The sequence below is a fragment of the Arthrobacter sp. MP_M4 genome (assembly GCF_035984855.1).
Taxonomy (GTDB): Bacteria; Actinomycetota; Actinomycetes; order Actinomycetales; family Micrococcaceae; genus Arthrobacter.
This window is the reverse complement of the sequence record NZ_JAXCHX010000010.1, coordinates 1-16,720: the sequence shown is the minus strand read 5'-3', so window position 1 is coordinate 16,720 and position 16,720 is coordinate 1. Positions and strand designations below refer to the sequence as shown.

Sequence of the window (16,720 nt, the reverse complement as noted above, 5' to 3'; positions counted from 1 at the left end):
GGAGGAACCGTGGCGCATCCGGGCTGGACGGACTTCAGTTTCGACGGGATCGGCACCCGGTGGGTGGTCTCAACGCCGTTCCCGCTGTCCGGGGTGATCCGCCGACGGTTGCTCGCTACCGTGGCCGGGTACGACACCGCCTGGTCCCGGTTCCGGCCGGACTCCCTGATCGCCGGCGCCGCACGGAAGCCGGGCCGGTACGTCCTGCCGGCCGGGGCCGCCGAGCTGGGCGTGCTCTACACCACCTTGTACCGGATCACCGGCGGGGCCATGACCCCGCTGATTGGCGGCAGCCTGGAACAGCTCGGCTATGACGCGAACTATTCACTCCGCGCTGGCGGGCCCGCGCTGCCTGCGCCGGCCTGGCCCGAGGTGCTCGACTGGCAGGGGACGGTACTGACCACCCGCGCCCCGGTGGTGATCGACGTCGGGGCGGCGGGCAAAGGGCAGCTCGCGGAGCTGCTCTCCGCCGAACTGCGCGCGGCGGGCGTACCGGAGCAGTTCATCGACGCGGGCGGGGACTTGCTCAACGCTGGATCCGCGCCGGTCGACGTCGGACTGGAGCACCCCTACGATCCGTCCCGGGCGATCGGCATCGTCAGCCTCGGAACCGGCGCCCTGTGCGCGTCCGCTGCCAACCGCCGCGCCTGGGGGGACGGGCTGCACCACGTGCTGGACGGCACCACCGGGGCGCCGGTACGCACGGTCGTTGCCAGCTGGGCGATGGCGCCCAGCGCCATGGTGGCCGATGCACTGGCGACTGCCCTGTTTTTCGTCGAGGGATCCCGTTTGCAGGAGGACTTCGACGTCTCCTGGCTGACGGTGTACTCGGACGGCCATGCCGAGTACTCGGCCGATTTTGAAGGGGTATTGTTTCCATGACCGTAACCATCTCCACTCCCATCAGCTCACGGCTGGACACGGCGCTGGGCCGGCTGACGATGTACCGGCTGGTCCTCTGGGTCCTCGCGGTACTGGCCGGCTACAGCCTGCTGCTGGAGGTCCTCGGCTGGCTGACATTCGGGCTTCCGGAGATGACCGCCCATCTGGCGCTCTGCCTTGGCCTGACGTACGCCTCCAACCGGGCGCTCGCCGCCGTCTTCTCTGTGGCCCCGCACTCGGAGTCCGCACTGATCACCGGTCTGCTGCTGTTTTTCCTGTTCTGGCCGACGCAGTTCTCAGCGGGACTGCAGTACCTGGACCTGGCCGGCGTCGCCCTCGCGTGCGTGCTCGCGTCGGCGACCAAATACGCCCTGGCCTGGCGGGGCCGGCACATCTTCAATCCGGCGGCGGCCGGGGCATTCATCACCGGGTTGACCGGCCTCAACATCGCCACGTGGTGGGCGGCCACCCCCGCCATGCTCTGGCTGGTGCTGCCGGGGGTCCTGCTGGTCCTCTACCGAGTCCGCAAGCTGCTGATGGCGTCCGTGTTCATGCTGGTGGCCGTCTCAATCATCGCCGCGGAACTGCTGCGCACCGGCATGGGGCCGGGTGAGGCGCTGTGGCAGACCCTGGCCCAGCGCCCGGTACTCTTTTTCGTCGGTTTCATGCTCACAGAGCCGCTCACGCTGCCGCCGCGCCGGTGGCAGCAGCTGGCACTGGCCGCCGTCGTGGGGGTGCTGTTCGCCGTACCGTACAACCTGGGCGTCGTCGCGAACTCCCCCGAACTCGCGCTTCTGGTGGGAAACGCGCTCGCTTTCGCAGCCGGTCAGCGTGGCCGCGTGCTGCTGCGCTTCCGGGGAACACGTCCGTTGACGCCGACGTCGACGGAGTTCGCCTTCGAACCGGTTCGGCCACTCCGTTTCGCGCCGGGACAGTACATTGAGCTGAACCTGCCGCACACGAAGGCCGACCGCAAGGGCCGCCGCCGGGTGTTCAGCCTTGCCAGCCCGCCGGGTTCGGCCGAGGTCAGGATCGGCGTGGGTACGGCCGCGCCGCTGTCCACGGCGAAGCAATCGCTCTTCGCACTGGTGCCCGGGGACGAGCTGACGGCCACAGCAGTGGGCGGCGACTTCATCCTGCCGCGGACACCGGGAGCCCGGGTCCTCCTCATCGCGGCTGGCATCGGTATCACCCCGTATCTGGCCCAGCTGTCCGGCGGTCCCGCCGAAGACCGGGACGTGGTCCTGCTGTACCTAGCCCGGAATTCCGCCGAACTCGCGTACGCTCCGGAAATCGAACGCACCGGCGTCCGCGTCCTGGCCCGGCTCGCCGACGGCTCCGCCCCGCCGGCGTTTATGGAGGATGCAGGCGCGGCCCGGATCGACGGCGCCTCTCTGAAGGCTCTCGTACCCGACATCGCGGACCGGGAGGTCTACGTGTCGGGGTCCCCGGCGAGCGTGCGGTCCCTCCGTTCCGCCGCCCGCGGCGCCGGGGCACGCCGGATCCATGTGGATTCCTTCGCCGGGTACTAGGTGTTCCCCAGCTACCGGACGCCCTGCGTTTTCCGCCTGCTTTCCGCCCCGATTTTTCCTTCCAGCCCACCTTCCTGCTAAGCTCTAGGACGTCCCGCCGGTAACGGCAGGAACCCTGAAGGCCCTCGTAGCTCAGGGGATAGAGCGTCTGCCTCCGGAGCAGAAGGTCGTTGGTTCGATTCCAATCGAGGGCACAGAGGAAAACCCCGCCACTTCAACGAAGTGGCGGGGTTTTCTGCTTCCTAGTCGCCGGCGCGGCCTTCCGTGGAATCAAAGCTCAGAGCGGCCTCGTCCGGCGTTGCCAGAGTTAAGACGGCTTCTTCGACCGTTTCACGGTCTTCCAGCTCGCGCTCTATCCGTCGCAGGGTCACAGCCACTTCGTGCTCCGGGTGGTCCCCCTGCAGGTCCACCGCCGCGACGAGGTACAATCTGCGGGGGCCGACAAACTCCAGATGCATGTAGGTGAGCCGGGCGATGTCCGGGTGCTCCAATATCCGAAGAGCCATGGATCGTTCGATGTCCGGGGTTACGCCCTGGCCCACCAGGAACCGCCGGTTGCGGTCGATCAGGACGACGGCCACGACAGCCAGCAGTACGCCGACGACGATCGATCCCAGGGCATCCGGCAGCGGCGAACCCGTGACCTGGTGCAGGAACACCCCTGCAAAGGCCACAACCAGGCCGACCAGTGCCGCGGCGTCCTCCGCGAAGACGGCGCGCAGTGTGGGATCTGAGCTGATCAGGACCTGTTCCAGGGTGTGGCGTTCGAGCTCGTGCGCGGCCTTCCTGGTCTGGCGGAAGGCCTGGATGAAGGAGATCCCCTCCAGGACGAAGGCCACGGCCAGGACGACGTAAGCCACTTCAAAGTCGGCCGCCGGCTCTGGCGAAATGATCTGCTGGATGCCGTGCATGATGGAGACCACGGCGCCGGCGGTGAAGAGTCCGAATGCCGCAAACATCGACCAGACGTAGGCTTCCCGGCCGTAGCCCATGGGATGGCTCTCGTCCCGCGGCTTGACCGACCGCCGTTCCGCGAAGAACAAGAACACCTGATTTCCGGTGTCCGCCCAGGAATGGGCTGCCTCTGCCGTCATCGAGGCTGATCCGGTGAGGACCGCGGCCACGGACTTCGCGGCTGCGACGAGAATATTCGCCACAAAGGCGATGATGACCGTCAGAAGGGTCGAGTTGGATTCTTTTCGCTTCTTGGGGTGTGCCATTGGCCTACCGTATCCAATGGGCAGCATCAACCGTGCTCCCAGGGTTCCGCCCCTGCCAATTGTCGGCGCTGCCTCGTAGGCTGTCCACACATTGGCAGAAGCTAAGGGGTCTCACATGTACTGCTCCATCATTCCTCCGTACTTGCTCCGCCGCCTGGCAGCGCACCACGAACCGGAGTTCTCCGACGTCTCCCGTGCAGCGAAAAACGCACTGCTGCACGTCCCGGACTTCCAGGCCTCCCGGGCTGTCCCGGGTCCCGGCAGCCATCCGGGAATGCGGGAACTCCAGCCGTCCCCGCCCGAACGCACCATCTTTGACGCGAAGTCCACCGAGCAACTGCCCGGCAGCGTGGTACGCAAAGAGGGGGATGCGGCCACCGGGGATACTGCCGCGGATGAAGCTTATGACGGGCTGGGAGACACCCACCGGCTCTACGCCGAGGCCTTCGGCCGGAACTCCATCGACGGCAACGGCCTCCACCTCAATGCCACGGTGCATTACGGCAGCCTCTACGACAACGCTTTCTGGGACGGCCAGCAAATGGTCTTCGGAGACGGCGACGGCCAGGTGTTCGAGCGGTTCACCAAGTCGTTGAGCGTCATTGGCCACGAGCTGGCACACGGCGTCACCCAGTACTCGGCCGGGCTGGCCTACCGCAACCAGGCCGGGGCGCTCAACGAATCGATGTCCGACGTCTTCGGTGCCCTCGTTGAGCAGTTCGTCAGGAAGCAACCGGCGTCGGAAGCCAGTTGGCTGATCGGCGAAGGCCTTTTCACCGACCAGGTCCAGGGCGCGGCCCTGCGGTCCATGAAGGCCCCGGGCACGGCGTACGACGACGACGTGCTCGGCAAGGATCCACAGCCGGACTCCATGGACGGCTACGTGCATACGAGCGCCGACAACGGTGGTGTGCACTTTAATTCCGGCATCCCCAACCGGGCTTTCTATCTGGTTTCTTCAGCCGTCGGAGGCAACGCCTGGGAGGCGCCGGGCCGGATCTGGTATGAGACGCTGACGGGTGGGACCCTGGCCCCGAACGCCACCTTTGGCGCGTTCGCCAAGGCCACCGCCGCTTCTGCCGGGGAGCTCTTCGGAGCGGAGTCCAAAGAGCATGACGCCGTGCTGTCGGCGTGGGAAACTGTGAAGGTAAAGTTCCCCGGAGCGAGGCGATAGGCCGAGCCCACAACGATCCGAGTCCTGTGAAGATTACCGTCCAGCGCAGCGGCGGAATTGCCGGCCTGAAGCGGACGTGGACCGTCCAGCCCACGCCGCCGGAGGATACCGACCAATGGCAACCGCTCATTGAAGCGTGCCCGTGGGACGACGTCGGCGGGACCGGGGGAGCGTCCGGCCAGCCGGACCGGTTCATGTACAGCATCCGGGCCGATCAACGCCGGGCGGTCCTGCCGGAGCGAGAGGTCACCGGTCCCTGGCGGGACCTGGTCGAGTGCGCCCGCGCTGCCGCAGAGGCAGCGGCCGTACCGGATCCGGACTAGCTGCCTGATCCGTAGCCATTCCCCCTAGGCCGTCACGAGGTGTCCGCGGAAGGTGCGGCGGTAGGACTGCGGGCTCGTGTCCAGCACCTTGCCGAAATGGTGCCGCAACAGCACCGGATGGCCAAAACCGGATTCGCGGGCGATTTCGTCGATGGTATGGTCTGTGGTCTCCAGCAGTTCCTGAGCGCGCAGCACCCGCTGGGAGTTAAGCCAGGCGGCCGGCGTGGCCCCCGTCTCGGAACGGAAGCGCCTGGCGAACGTCCGCGGCGACATATGCACGCGTGCCGCGAGGTCGCTGACCGGGTGTTCCTCCCCCAGGTGCCGCACCATCCACTGGAGCAGTTCCTCCATCGGCTCGGAGCCGCACGCCGGGATGGGCCGGTCAATGTACTGGGCCTGGCCGCCGTCGCGGTGCGGTGGAACCACCATGTCCCGGGCGATCGCGGCTGCCACCGTGGCGCCGAACTCCTCCCGGACCAGGTGCAGGCAGGCATCGATGCCTGCGGCTGTCCCGGCGCTGGTGATGATGCGGTCATCCTCGACGTAGAGGACGTTTTCATCCACCAGGGCGGCGGGGTACCGGCTGGCGAGCTCCTGGGAATTATGCCAGTGCGTGGTGCAGCGGCGTCCGTCCAGCAGCCCGGCCCGGGCCAGGGCGAAGGCTCCGGAGCAGATGGACATCACCCAGGCTCCGCGCGCGTGGGCGGCGCGCAGAGTTTCCAGGACGGAGTCCGGTACATCCTCCTCCCGGCCGTAGGGGGTCATGATGACCAGGTCCGCATCCGCCGCCGCGTCGAGCCCCAGAGCCACCTGCATGGAGAGTCCGGACTCCAGCGGAACGTCCCCCGGCGACGGCGTGCAGACCCGGAAGTCAAAGGCCGGCACACCACTCCCCCGGCCCGACCGGTCCACTCCGAAGACTTCAAAGGCGGTCCCGAACTCGAAGATCGAGAAGTTCGACACCACGATGAGGGCCACTGATTTGATCATGCCTCCAGTGTGGCAGAAATTATAGTATTTTGGTCGTTTCTGCCACTTTTTTCTGTTGCCCTCCGGGAGAACCATGGAGGTATGGAACTCATCGGAATCGCCCTCATTCTGCTCGTGATCATCGCCTCCGCCGCCACGGTCGCCGCTCTCCGCAAGGACGGCCTTGGCCACACTCCGCCCGTCCGCTCGGAAGAGTACTGGATGGCGAAGGACCTCCCCAGCACCAGTTACACCTTCCGGATCTTCTAGCCGGGGCCACGGACGTCCCCGGCCGCCGGTCAGCCCAGCGGCGGCCGGCCGGGCGCTGCTAGTCGGCGCTGACCTGAAGGCGGAACCGGTCCCGCCGGGTGTGCAGGTCCCACAGGTGTCCGGCAAGGACAGCAGGATCCTTCTCGGGATCCCCTTCAATGATTCGGCCGCCGATAATGAGCTGGGATACCTGGATGCCCTCCTCGCCGAGGGCCTCATTGAGCAGCTGCGCGTACGCTGCCTGCCCGGCGAAGGCCACCGAGGTGCCTGTGACGTTGCGTCCGGGCTTCACAGCGGAGCCGCCATTGACAAAAAGGATTGTTCCCTTGTTCTCGCCGAGGAACCGCATGCCGGGAAGGACCTGGTGCACCGCCGCGACCGGACCGTAGATGGAGAATTCCACCGGTCCCACGAGGTCGGCGGGCGTGGTCTCGAGAACCGGCCGCATAAAATCCTTTTGCGGCAAGGGGCTGTACTGCAGGACCTCAATCGGTCCGAGGGTCTCCGTTGCGCGCTCCAGCGCCCGGGTGATCGATGCCGGGTCCCGCACGTCAGCTGCGAAGCCCATCGCTTCGAGGCCTTCGCTTGCCAGCCCTTCGGCCAAAGCGTCAACGCGTCCCTGGTTGCGGGATATGAGCGCAACGGCGAAGCCTTCCGCGCCAAAGCGCCTCGCGACGGCGGTTCCAAGCCCGGATCCTGCGCCAATAATTGCGATAGTAGTCATGCCTACTCCAAGGCCCACCTGCTGCCAGCTATTCCTCAGCACCCTTAGTTTCTCGATGGGACAACCGTCCGGCAGCCTTCAGGCGGCCCCTTTCAGACCGGGCGGCAGCGGGCATCCTGATGTCCGGCCGCCGGGACAGTAGACTGTTTGAAGCCATGACATTGCATATTTCCTACCCCGCCGAGCTGCCGGTTTCCGAGCGCCGCGAGGACATCATGGCCGCCATCGCGGCCAACCAAGTGACCATCATCGCCGGCGAAACCGGTTCGGGTAAGACCACCCAGATACCGAAGATGTGCCTGGAGCTGGGGCTCGGCGAGAATGGACTCATCGGCCACACCCAGCCGCGCCGGCTCGCCGCCCGCACGGTTGCCGAGCGCATCGCGGAGGAACTCGGCGTCGAAATCGGCCAGGAAGTCGGCTTCCAGGTGCGCTTCACCGGCGAGGTGGGCCGCACCACCAAGGTCAAGCTGATGACCGACGGCATCCTGCTGGCCGAGATCCGTCGCGACAAGCTGCTGCGCAGGTACAACGCCATCATCATTGACGAGGCACACGAACGCAGCCTCAACATCGACTTTATCCTCGGTTACCTCAAGCGGATCCTGCCCCAGCGGCCGGACCTCAAGATCATCATTACCTCGGCCACCATCGATCCCCAGCGTTTCGCGAAGCACTTCGGCAGCGACGATGAGCCGTCGCCGATCATCGAGGTTTCCGGCCGCACCTATCCGGTCGAAATCCGTTACCGGCCGTTGTCCCAGCCGGCCGGGGGTCCCGGCGACGCCGGTTCAGACGACGCCGGCTCCGATGATGAGCTGGAAGAGGACCGCGACCCGCTGGACGCCGTCTGCGACGCCGTCGATGAACTTGCCCAGGAGGCGCCCGGCGACATCCTGGTTTTCTTCTCGGGCGAGCGCGAGATCCGGGATGCGGCCGAGGCCCTCAACGGCAGGATCCAGTCCAACCGTAAGCTGGCCGGCACCGAGGTTCTCCCCCTCTTCGCCCGGCTCAGCCTGCAGGAGCAGCACAAGGTCTTCCACCCCGGCAGCAAACGCAGGATTGTCCTTGCCACCAACGTCGCAGAGACCTCCCTGACGGTGCCCGGCATCAAATACGTCATCGACACCGGCACCGCCCGCATCTCCCGCTACTCGCACCGGACCAAGGTTCAGCGGCTGCCGATCGAGCGTGTGTCCCAGGCTTCCGCCAACCAGCGCTCCGGCCGCTGCGGCCGTGTCTCTGACGGCATCGCCATCCGGCTGTACTCGGAGGAGGACTTCGAGACCCGGCCGCCGTTCACCGATCCGGAAATCCTGCGCACCAACCTTGCCGCGGTCATTTTGCAGATGACGGCGATGGGCGTTGCCCGCGGACCGAAGGATGTGGAGAACTTTCCCTTCGTGGAGCCGCCGGACTCCCGTGCCATCAACGACGGCGTCTCCCTCCTCCGCGAGCTCGGTGCCCTGAGTGCCGCCCGCCCGCAGGAACAGCCTGACGCCGCCGGTGCCCGCCACGGCCGCCAGCCGTCTGCCGGCAGGAACGGCGGCGGCCTGACCGCCGTCGGGCAGCAACTCGCCCAACTGCCCGTGGACCCGCGGCTTGGCCGAATGATCGTCGAGTCGGGCAAACGCGGCTGCGTCAGGGAAGTCATGATTCTGGCCGCTGCACTCACTATCCAGGACCCGCGCGAGCGCCCCCAGGGGGACGGCTCAGGCAAGCAGCAGCTCGCCGCGGAGAAACACGCCCGCTTCCGGGACGAGAACTCGGACTTCACCGGCTTCCTGAACCTTTGGAACTACTTGCAGGAGAAGCAACAGGAGCTCTCCTCCACGGCCTTCCGCCGGCTCTGCCGTGCCGAGTTCATCAACTACCTGCGAGTCCGCGAGTGGCAGGATCTGTTCGCCCAGCTTCGCCAGTTGGCGCGGCCGCTGGGCATCAGCCTGGACAACAACCGCCTGGCCGATCCGGTGGGCCACCACGAGGGTATCCACATCAGCTTGCTGTCCGGTCTGCTCAGCCATGTGGGCATCCTTGACGACCGCAAGCGCGAGTATGCCGGAGCCCGCGGCAGCCGTTTCGCGATCTTCCCGGGCTCGGCCCTGTTCAAGAAATCCCCGACCTTTGTCATGGCCGCCGAGCTTGTCGAGACCAGCCGGCTGTGGGCCCGGGTGGCCGCGAAGTTCGATCCCCTCTGGGTGGAGCAAGTAGCGCCGGATCTTCTCAAGCGCAGCTACAGCGAACCGCACTGGTCAAAGAAGATGGGCTCGGTGATGGCCCACGAGAAGGTCACGCTGTACGGCGTGCCCATCATCCCGAGCCGCCGGATCAACTACGGCAAGGTGGATCCGGAGCTTTGCCGGGAGCTGTTCATCCGCCATGCCCTGGTGGAGGGCGACTGGCAGACCCATCACAAGTTCTTCCACCGCAACCGGGCCCTGCTGCACGAGGTCGAGGAGCTGGAGGCACGGATGCGACGCCGGGACATCCTGGTGGACGATGAGACGCTTTTCGAGTTCTATGATGCCCGGATCGGCAAGGACGTCGTGTCCGAGCGCCACTTCGACAAATGGTGGAAGGATGCGCGGCAGCAGGACCCTGCGTTGCTCGACTTCGACCAGGCGCTCCTGATCAGCGAGGACGCCGACGCCTTGGACGACTCGGCGTACCCGAAGACCCTGCTGCACAAGGGCTTTGAGCTGCCGTTGAGCTACGAGTTCCATCCTGTTGCTCCCGGTTCACCGCCCAACCCGTCCGACGGCGTCACTGCCGAAGTGCCCGTGCTGTTCCTGAACCAGCTCGACGACGCGGCGTTCCGCTGGCTGATTCCGGGCCAACGCGTGGAGCTGGTCACCGCCCTGATCAAGTCCTTGCCCAAGCACGTGCGCAAGAACTTCGTGCCGGCCCCTGATGTTGCCCGGCAGGCTGTGGCCGCGCTGGAGGCGGACTTCGATCCGGCCACCGATGAGCTGGAGGCATCCCTGGAACTGGTGCTGCGCCGCATCCGCGGCCAGGTTATCCCGCCGAACTCCTGGAACTGGAACGCCGTTCCGGCCCACCTTCGGGTGAGCTTCCGCGTGGTGGATTCCCGGGGGAAGGTGCTGGACGAGGGCAAGGACCTGGGCGTGCTGCAGGAACGGCTGGCGCCGGCTACCCGCCGGGCGATCGCAGAGTCGCTGGGGGCCACGCCCGCGACCACGGCGCCGTCAGCCAACGGCCGGACAGCCGGAACGGCGAACGGCAAGACGACCGGCAGGACCGACCAAACGGCCCACCCGGCAGCAGCCGCGGGGTCCGGCCCGTCCGCAACCTCGACCGGCTTCGCCGAGACATCGGGCCTGACGGCCTGGTCCTTCGGGACAGTGCAGCGCCAGGTCCAAGGCACGGTGAAGGGGCACACCGTCACCGGCTACCCCGCGTTGGTGGACGAAGGTACGTCCGTGGCGCTGCGGCTCTTCCAGACCTCCTCCGAGCAGGAACAAGCCATGCGCGGCGGCGTTATCCGCCTGCTCGCGCTGAGGGTGCCGCCGCCGGACCGCTACGTGCTCGAACACCTGAACAACTCCGAAAAGCTGACATTCAGCCAAAACCCGCACGGCTCCGTCTCGGCGCTGATCGCCGACTGTGCCCTCGCGGCCATCGACAAGCTGACCCCGGCGGAACTGCCGTGGGACGAGGCGTCCTTCAACGCCCTCTATGAGAAGGTCCGCGCGGACTTGATCGACACCGTGTTTACCGTCACCGCCGTCGTGGAACGCATCCTGGCCAGCACCCGCCGGATCGAGAAAGCCCTCAAGGGCACCACCAGTCTGGCGCTCATCAGCGCCCTCAACGATGTCAAGAGCCAGCTGGAACAGCTGGTGTTCCCCGGTTTTGTGGCACGCACAGGCTACAGTCAACTCAGCCAGCTGCCACGCTACCTCGCGGCGATCGAGAAGCGCCTGGAGAAACTTCCCACCATTGTCCAGCGGGATGCCCAGCACATGGCCGCGGTCCAGGCCCTGGAGGATGACTACGACGACGCCGTGTCTGCCCTGCTCCCGGGCCGACGGGCGGGATCCGAGTTAACCCAGGTGCGCTGGATGATCGAGGAGCTCCGGGTGAGCCTCTTCGCCGTCGAGCTGGGGACCGCTTACTCAGTGTCCGAGAAACGCATCCGCGCTGTGCTTAACAAGGCGCTGGCGCCGGCCTGACGCCCGGTTTGGGGCAGCCAGACCCGCGCCAGCGGCGGGGGTTAAGCGGACGCCGCCTCAGCCGGCCGGAACGTGAGCTGCGTGTCCGGCTTTGCGGAGCCCTTCGCGCAGTTTCTCTGCATTGGCGTCAAGCCGCGCGGGGTCGGGGTTCTGATCCACCGAAGCGAAGTTGAAGTCGGCCATGGTGTTCGAGGGCCAGACATGGACGTGCAGGTGGTTGATCTCGTATCCGGCCACAATGAGTCCGGCGCGCGCCGATTCGAACACCTCGACCTGGACAGCGCCGATCTTTTGGGCCACCTGCATCACACGGCCCAGCACCTCAGGGGACGCGTCCGTCCAGCGGTCCACTTCCGCGGTCGGCACCACCAGGGTGTGGCCGTCAGCGAGCGGGCCCACCGTCAGGAACGCGACGACGTCTTCCTCGCGCCACACGAAGCGGCCGGGAATCTCGCCGTTGATGATCTTGGTGAAGAGAGTGCTCATGCGTCTGCCCTTTCTGAAGGCGAACCGAGGGTGCTGGTGTCCAGAACAAAGCGGTACTTCACGTCCCCCGCGACCATGCGGTCGTAGGCCTCATTGAGCTGAGCCGCACCCACCACCTCAACATCCGAGGTGACCCCGTGCCCGGCGCAGAAGTCCAGCATCTCCTGGGTCTCGGCAATGCCGCCGATCAGCGAACCCGCATACGCAACCCGGCGCCGGATCAAAGCGCCCGGGTTTACCGGGGGCATGTCCTCTGAAGGCAATCCCAGCTGGAACAGGGCCCCGTTAACCCGCAGGGTACGGAAGTAGGGGTTGAGGTCGTGCGGCGCGGCGACGGTATCGATAATGAGGTCGATGCTGCGATTGGCAGCCTCCATCGCGGCCTCGTCGCGGGAAAGTACCACCTGGTCCGCGCCGAGTTCGCGGGCCGCGGCAACCTTGGCCGCCGACGTCGTAAAGACCGTCACGTCCGCGCCCATGGCCTTGGCCAGTTTCACTGCCATGTGCCCCAGTCCCCCCAGGCCGACGACGCCGACGGCGTCGCCTTCCTCGACGTCGAAGTGGCGCAACGGCGAGTAGGTGGTGATGCCGGCGCACAGCAGCGGGGCAGCCGCGGCGGGGTCGAGGCTCTCCGGGACGTGCAGCACATAGCGGCGGTCCACAACGATCGATGTGGCGTAGCCGCCCTGGGTGACGGCGTCGCCGTTGCGGCTGTCCTTGGCGCCGTAGGTGCCGGTCATGCCATTTTCGCAGTACTGTTCGAGGCCATCGAGGCAGCTGTCACATTCGCGGCAGGAATCCACCATGCAGCCCACACCGACCAGCTCGCCCGGGGTGAAATCATCGACGGCGGAACCGACGCGTCTGACGCGGCCCACGATCTCATGGCCGGGAGCGAGCGGGTAGTTCTGTGTCCCCCATTCACCCCGGGTGGCGTGAACGTCCGAATGGCAGAGCCCGCAGAATTCGATGGCAATCTCGACGTCGTCTTCCTTCGGCGCCCGACGCGCAAGTGTCAGGGGAACCAGGCCGCTGTCGCTCGCTGTCGCGCCGTATGCGGCAACGAGGCGGGGACCCGGGATGGGGGTGTCCGAGGGGGCCGCGGTCAAATCGGGAAGCGGTTTGGCAAGGGGCGGCGGTACGGGGCGTCCAGGTGTCATGGTTCGACGCTACCCTCGGGACCGGCCACCATGCTACCTGGACGGGGGCGGAGGGCCGCTGTGGCTACCTCGGACAGTCCCGCTTGGACCGCATCGCTGGCTCCAAGCACCGCGGCTGGAACGCGGTGACCCTGAAAAGTCGTAGCTGACCGCTGGTTTGGTTGTATGGATGGCGGCCAGAGGCCTGAGACCAGCAACAAGACGCACCTTTCGAACTCACTGCGCCCACCGGACACACCTACCAATCCGCCGCCCCACCCCTGCCCGGAACCACGCCCCGAACGGCAGCCGGCGCTGTCGGGAAGGAACCCGGCGCCGATGCCGGTCACTGCTCCGCCGCCCGAACGGCGGTTCTGGCCCTGTCATGAAGCCTGCCGACAGGCCGGACTCAGGAAGAGGGCCACCAGCGGCGCACCGGAAAGTCCGTGCTGCTACAACGTGGAGCCGCCGTCGGCGTAGGGCGCCGACCCAGTCACCACCGGGTTGGAAGCGGTGTTTGACCACTCGGAAAACGAACCAGGGTAAAGGGCCGCAGAAAAGCCGGCGATTTCGAGGGCCGCAATTTGGTGCGCGGCAGTGACACCGGAGCCGCAGTAAACGGCGGTGGCGACGTCGGGGCGCACTCCGAGACTGGAAAACCGTTCCCGCAGCGCGGCCGGGGACAGGAACCTGCCATCCGCGCCAAGGTTGGCGGCAGTGGGGGCGCTCACGGCTCCGGGGATGTGGCCGGCCCGCGGATCAACCGGTTCGATTTCGCCGCGGTACCGCTCCCCCGCCCTGGCATCGAGCAGCAAACCCTGCCCGCCCCACGAGGCCGCCTGGCCGGTATCAATCGCGGGCATCGCGCCTTCAGCCAGCGTCACGTCCCCGGGTTCGGCGCGCCACTCACCGCTTTGAACCTCGTAGCCCGCGGCGCGCCAGGCGGACAGTCCGCCGTCGAGCAGGCATACGTCGGAAAAACCGGCGTTCCGGAGCATCCACCAGAGCCGGGCGGCGGCCAGATTGCCGCTGTCGTCATAGGCCACCACAACGTCACCGTTGCAGATACCCCAGGACCGCACCGACTCCCGGAACTGCTCCAGGGCGGGAAGCGGGTGCCGGCCGCGGCCAGGATCGGCCGGTCCGGCCAGTTCACGGGCAAGGTCCACAAAGACCGCGCCGGGGAGGTGCCCGGCGAGATAGTGCTCCCGGCCGTGCGGATCACCGAGCGCCCAGCGGACATCCAACAACACAAGCCTGCGGCCGGCGCGCTCTGCGCTGAGCAGGTCCTGCAACGCGGCCACATCCATCAAGGTCTGCATCCCCCAACTTTAGCCGTGGCCGTCCGCCGCCGCCGGTAGGCTGGTGCGGTGAGCACAGCGCGACAGCACCACAGGGCCTGGGCCGACGAGGCCATCCGCAGAATCAACGCAGAGAACAACCGGTCCGCCGACACCCACCTGTATTCCGTCCCGCTTCCGGAGCATTGGGGCGTCCAGCTGTACCTCAAGGACGAGTCGACGCACCGGACCGGAAGCCTCAAGCACCGGCTGGCCCGCTCCCTCTTCCTCTTCGGCCTGGTCAACGGCTGGATCTCCGAAGGCACCACTATTGTGGAGGCCTCCAGCGGCAGCACCGCCGTGTCGGAAGCCTATTTCGCCCAGCTGCTGGGCCTGCCGTTCATCGCGGTCATGGCCCGGACCACCAGCCGGGAGAAAATCGCGCTCATTGAGCAGTTCGGCGGTTCCTGCCTGCTCGTGGACCACGCATCGGAGGTCTACGACGCCGCCGCGGACCTCGCCGAACGCACTCACGGCCACTACATGGACCAGTTCACGTACGCCGAACGGGCCACAGACTGGCGGGGCAACAACAACATTGCGGAATCAATCTTCGACCAGCTTGGGCTGGAGGAGCACCCGGTTCCCGACTGGATCGTGGTGGGGGCCGGCACCGGCGGCACCAGTGCCACCATCGGCCGGTACCTGCGGTACCACCAGCACGCGACGCAGCTCGCCGTCGTCGATCCGGAAAACTCCGCCTTTTACCCCGGCTGGCTGCAGACCCGCGGAACGCCCCGCGGCACGGCCGCCGCCTGCACCGGGCAGCCATCACGGATCGAGGGCATCGGCCGGGCGCGGCTGGAACCCAGCTTTGTCCCGGCCGTCATCGACCACATGATCCAGGTCCCGGACGCGGCCTCGGTGGCCGCCATGCGCCACCTGCACCGCCACGCAGGCCTGCTTGCCGGGCCCTCCACCGGCACTAATCTCTGGGGCGTCTGGCAGCTGATTGCACAGATGCTTGCCCACGGCCAGCGCGGGAGCGTCGTATCACTGATGTGCGACGGCGGGGACCGTTATGCAGGCAACTACTACAGCCCGGGCTGGCTGCAGTCCCAAGGCCTGGACCCGGAACCGTACGAGGAGACCATCCGGGAGTTCTTCACCAACGGATCCTGGCCGCCATAGATCCAGGCGCAGCTTGCCGCCTAGACTTCCACCGTGTCTCCGGTCGACAGGTGACGGTATTCCGTGCCGTATTTGGCACCGAAACGGGTTACGTGCCCCTCCACCAGGCCGCGGCCGGCATCATTGAGCAGAGCGTCGTGGATCGGAAAGGCCTTCGCGGCGCGGACGCCGATCACGAAGTCGACCACCTCCCCCACCTTGTTCCAGGGCGCGTGGATCGGCACCAGCAGCGTCCGGACGTCCACGCCGTCGGGGACTATGAAGGAATCCCCGGGGTGGTAGACGTTGGCATCAACGAGGTATCCGATATTGGCGACCACCGGAATTTGCGGATGGATCAGTGCGTGCTGGCCGCCAAAGCAGCGGATGGCGAACCCGGCCGCCTCGAAGTCCCCGCCCGGAACCACCGCGTGGATCCTCGACCCGGCGTCCGGGGCCTTTTCCCGCAGGTGCGCCGCGACGCCGGCCGGTGCGAAAAGCTGCAGTGCCGGGCTGGCCAGCAGGGCGGAAGCGACGGGGTCGACGTCAATGTGGTCAGCATGTTCGTGGGTCACCAGCACAGCATCGGCGCCGGCCAGGGCCCGGTCCGTCTCCGAGAAGGTGCCCGGATCAAAAACCAGCACTTTGCCGTCCTTCTCGAGCCGGACACAGGCATGGGTGAATTTTCTCAGCAGCATCCGGCCAGCCTAGGGTCCTTTAACAGCGGTGTCCACGTGCCCAACTGGTAATCTGGGACCTTGCCACCACCCCGTATTGAGACCACCAGCGAAGCGAGTTCCACGATGTCCCACGGCGCCACAGCCGACGGCGGCCGGGCAGCCGCGACCGCCCCTGCCGCGGCGAAGGAGCAGCGGGTCACCAAGCAGCGGCTGGCGGTCAGCGCGGTCCTCGACGAACTGACGGACTTCGTCAGCACGCAGGAGCTGCACCGCATCCTGCAGGACCGCGGCACAGCGGTGTCCCTCGCCACCTCATACCGGATCCTCCAGTCCCTTGCGGACGAGGGCCTGGTGGACGTCCTCCGAAACGCCGACGGCGAAGCCGTGTACCGGCGGTGCGCCGTGACCGGGCACCACCACCATCTGCTGTGCCGCAGCTGCGGGAAGGCCGTTGAAGTTGAGGCACCCGCGGTTGAAGCGTGGGCGGCCAGGACGGCAGCCGAGCACGGTTTTACCGCCGTGGAACACACCGTCGAAATCTTCGGCTTGTGCCCGGACTGCACGGCCAGGGCCGCCCCCTAGCTGTACTCAGCCAGCAGGTTGGTTACATCTGCTGATGGGTGGTCGTCCTCCGAGGGCTGCGTGGTTTCTGCGGTGGTTGTAGAAGTCTAGCCAGCC

Annotated in this window: 15 protein-coding genes and 1 tRNA gene; 9 read left to right on the top strand and 7 right to left on the bottom strand. The window is 66.8% G+C overall.

Annotated elements, in window-relative coordinates; translation table 11 throughout:
* The first annotated feature begins 9 nt into the window (after positions 1-9).
* From RCH15_RS09475 to RCH15_RS09465, 3 genes are all read left to right on the top strand, one after another.
* Entirely contained in the window at positions 10-882 is an 873-nt protein-coding gene (locus tag RCH15_RS09475) for an FAD:protein FMN transferase (RefSeq protein WP_326960360.1), read from the top strand.
* Entirely contained in the window at positions 879-2,414 is a 1,536-nt protein-coding gene (locus RCH15_RS09470; protein WP_326960358.1) for an FAD-dependent oxidoreductase, read from the top strand. Before RCH15_RS09475 ends, RCH15_RS09470 begins: the two co-directional genes overlap by 4 nt.
* Before the next feature lie 121 nt (positions 2,415-2,535).
* Positions 2,536-2,608: transfer RNA gene (locus RCH15_RS09465), tRNA-Arg, on the top strand.
* A 48-nt stretch (positions 2,609-2,656) separates the two neighbouring features.
* Here RCH15_RS09465 and RCH15_RS09460 read toward each other — a convergent pair.
* On the bottom strand, positions 2,657-3,634 hold the full coding sequence (locus RCH15_RS09460) for a cation diffusion facilitator family transporter (protein ID WP_326960356.1): 978 nt from the start codon (positions 3,632-3,634) through the stop codon (positions 2,657-2,659).
* A 115-nt stretch (positions 3,635-3,749) separates the two neighbouring features.
* Here RCH15_RS09460 and RCH15_RS09455 point away from each other — a divergent pair, with 115 nt between their 5' ends.
* Both RCH15_RS09455 and RCH15_RS09450 read left to right on the top strand, forming a co-directional pair.
* On the top strand, positions 3,750-4,808 hold the full coding sequence (locus RCH15_RS09455) for a M4 family metallopeptidase (protein ID WP_326960354.1): 1,059 nt from the start codon (positions 3,750-3,752) through the stop codon (positions 4,806-4,808).
* Positions 4,809-4,834: 26 nt separating this feature from the next.
* Entirely contained in the window at positions 4,835-5,131 is a 297-nt protein-coding gene (locus RCH15_RS09450) for a protealysin inhibitor emfourin (RefSeq protein WP_326960353.1), read from the top strand.
* Between the two features lie 24 nt (positions 5,132-5,155).
* Here RCH15_RS09450 and RCH15_RS09445 read toward each other — a convergent pair whose 3' ends face one another.
* Positions 5,156-6,121, bottom strand: coding sequence for a GlxA family transcriptional regulator (locus tag RCH15_RS09445; protein ID WP_326960351.1), 966 nt, complete (start codon positions 6,119-6,121; stop codon positions 5,156-5,158).
* 81 nt (positions 6,122-6,202) lie between these two features.
* Here RCH15_RS09445 and RCH15_RS09440 point away from each other — a divergent pair, with 81 nt between their 5' ends.
* The gene (locus RCH15_RS09440; protein ID WP_326960349.1) at positions 6,203-6,370 is read left to right on the top strand and encodes a hypothetical protein; all 168 of its coding nucleotides are present in this window, start codon (positions 6,203-6,205) and stop codon (positions 6,368-6,370) included.
* 58 nt (positions 6,371-6,428) lie between these two features.
* Here RCH15_RS09440 and RCH15_RS09435 read toward each other — a convergent pair whose 3' ends face one another.
* A complete protein-coding gene (locus RCH15_RS09435) occupies positions 6,429-7,094 on the bottom strand; it encodes an SDR family NAD(P)-dependent oxidoreductase (RefSeq protein WP_326960347.1) in 666 nt (221 codons plus the stop codon).
* Positions 7,095-7,249: 155 nt separating this feature from the next.
* Here RCH15_RS09435 and hrpA point away from each other — a divergent pair, with 155 nt between their 5' ends.
* On the top strand, positions 7,250-11,287 hold the full coding sequence (gene hrpA, locus RCH15_RS09430) for an ATP-dependent RNA helicase HrpA (RefSeq protein WP_326960345.1): 4,038 nt from the start codon (positions 7,250-7,252) through the stop codon (positions 11,285-11,287).
* Positions 11,288-11,344: 57 nt separating this feature from the next.
* Here the strand turns inward: hrpA and RCH15_RS09425 are convergent, their stop codons facing one another.
* The 3 genes from RCH15_RS09425 to RCH15_RS09415 form a co-directional block, all read right to left on the bottom strand.
* The gene (locus RCH15_RS09425; protein WP_326960343.1) at positions 11,345-11,773 is read right to left on the bottom strand and encodes an HIT family protein; all 429 of its coding nucleotides are present in this window, start codon (positions 11,771-11,773) and stop codon (positions 11,345-11,347) included.
* Entirely contained in the window at positions 11,770-12,933 is a 1,164-nt protein-coding gene (locus RCH15_RS09420; protein ID WP_326960341.1) for an NAD(P)-dependent alcohol dehydrogenase, read from the bottom strand. The genes RCH15_RS09425 and RCH15_RS09420 overlap by 4 nt, the downstream gene beginning before the upstream one ends.
* A gap of 431 nt (positions 12,934-13,364) precedes the next feature.
* On the bottom strand, positions 13,365-14,234 hold the full coding sequence (locus tag RCH15_RS09415; protein ID WP_326960340.1) for a sulfurtransferase: 870 nt from the start codon (positions 14,232-14,234) through the stop codon (positions 13,365-13,367).
* A gap of 48 nt (positions 14,235-14,282) precedes the next feature.
* Here RCH15_RS09415 and RCH15_RS09410 point away from each other — a divergent pair, with 48 nt between their 5' ends.
* Positions 14,283-15,383, top strand: coding sequence for a PLP-dependent cysteine synthase family protein (locus RCH15_RS09410; protein ID WP_326960338.1), 1,101 nt, complete (start codon positions 14,283-14,285; stop codon positions 15,381-15,383).
* A gap of 20 nt (positions 15,384-15,403) precedes the next feature.
* On the opposite strand, the gene RCH15_RS09405 is transcribed toward RCH15_RS09410, so the two are convergent.
* Positions 15,404-16,060: an MBL fold metallo-hydrolase gene (locus tag RCH15_RS09405; protein ID WP_326960336.1), complete on the bottom strand. Its 657-nt coding sequence runs from the start codon at positions 16,058-16,060 to the stop codon at positions 15,404-15,406.
* A gap of 105 nt (positions 16,061-16,165) precedes the next feature.
* On the opposite strand from RCH15_RS09405, the gene RCH15_RS09400 reads away from it, so the two are divergent.
* A complete protein-coding gene (locus RCH15_RS09400) occupies positions 16,166-16,624 on the top strand; it encodes a Fur family transcriptional regulator (protein ID WP_326960461.1) in 459 nt (152 codons plus the stop codon).
* Positions 16,625-16,720: the final 96 nt, after the last annotated feature.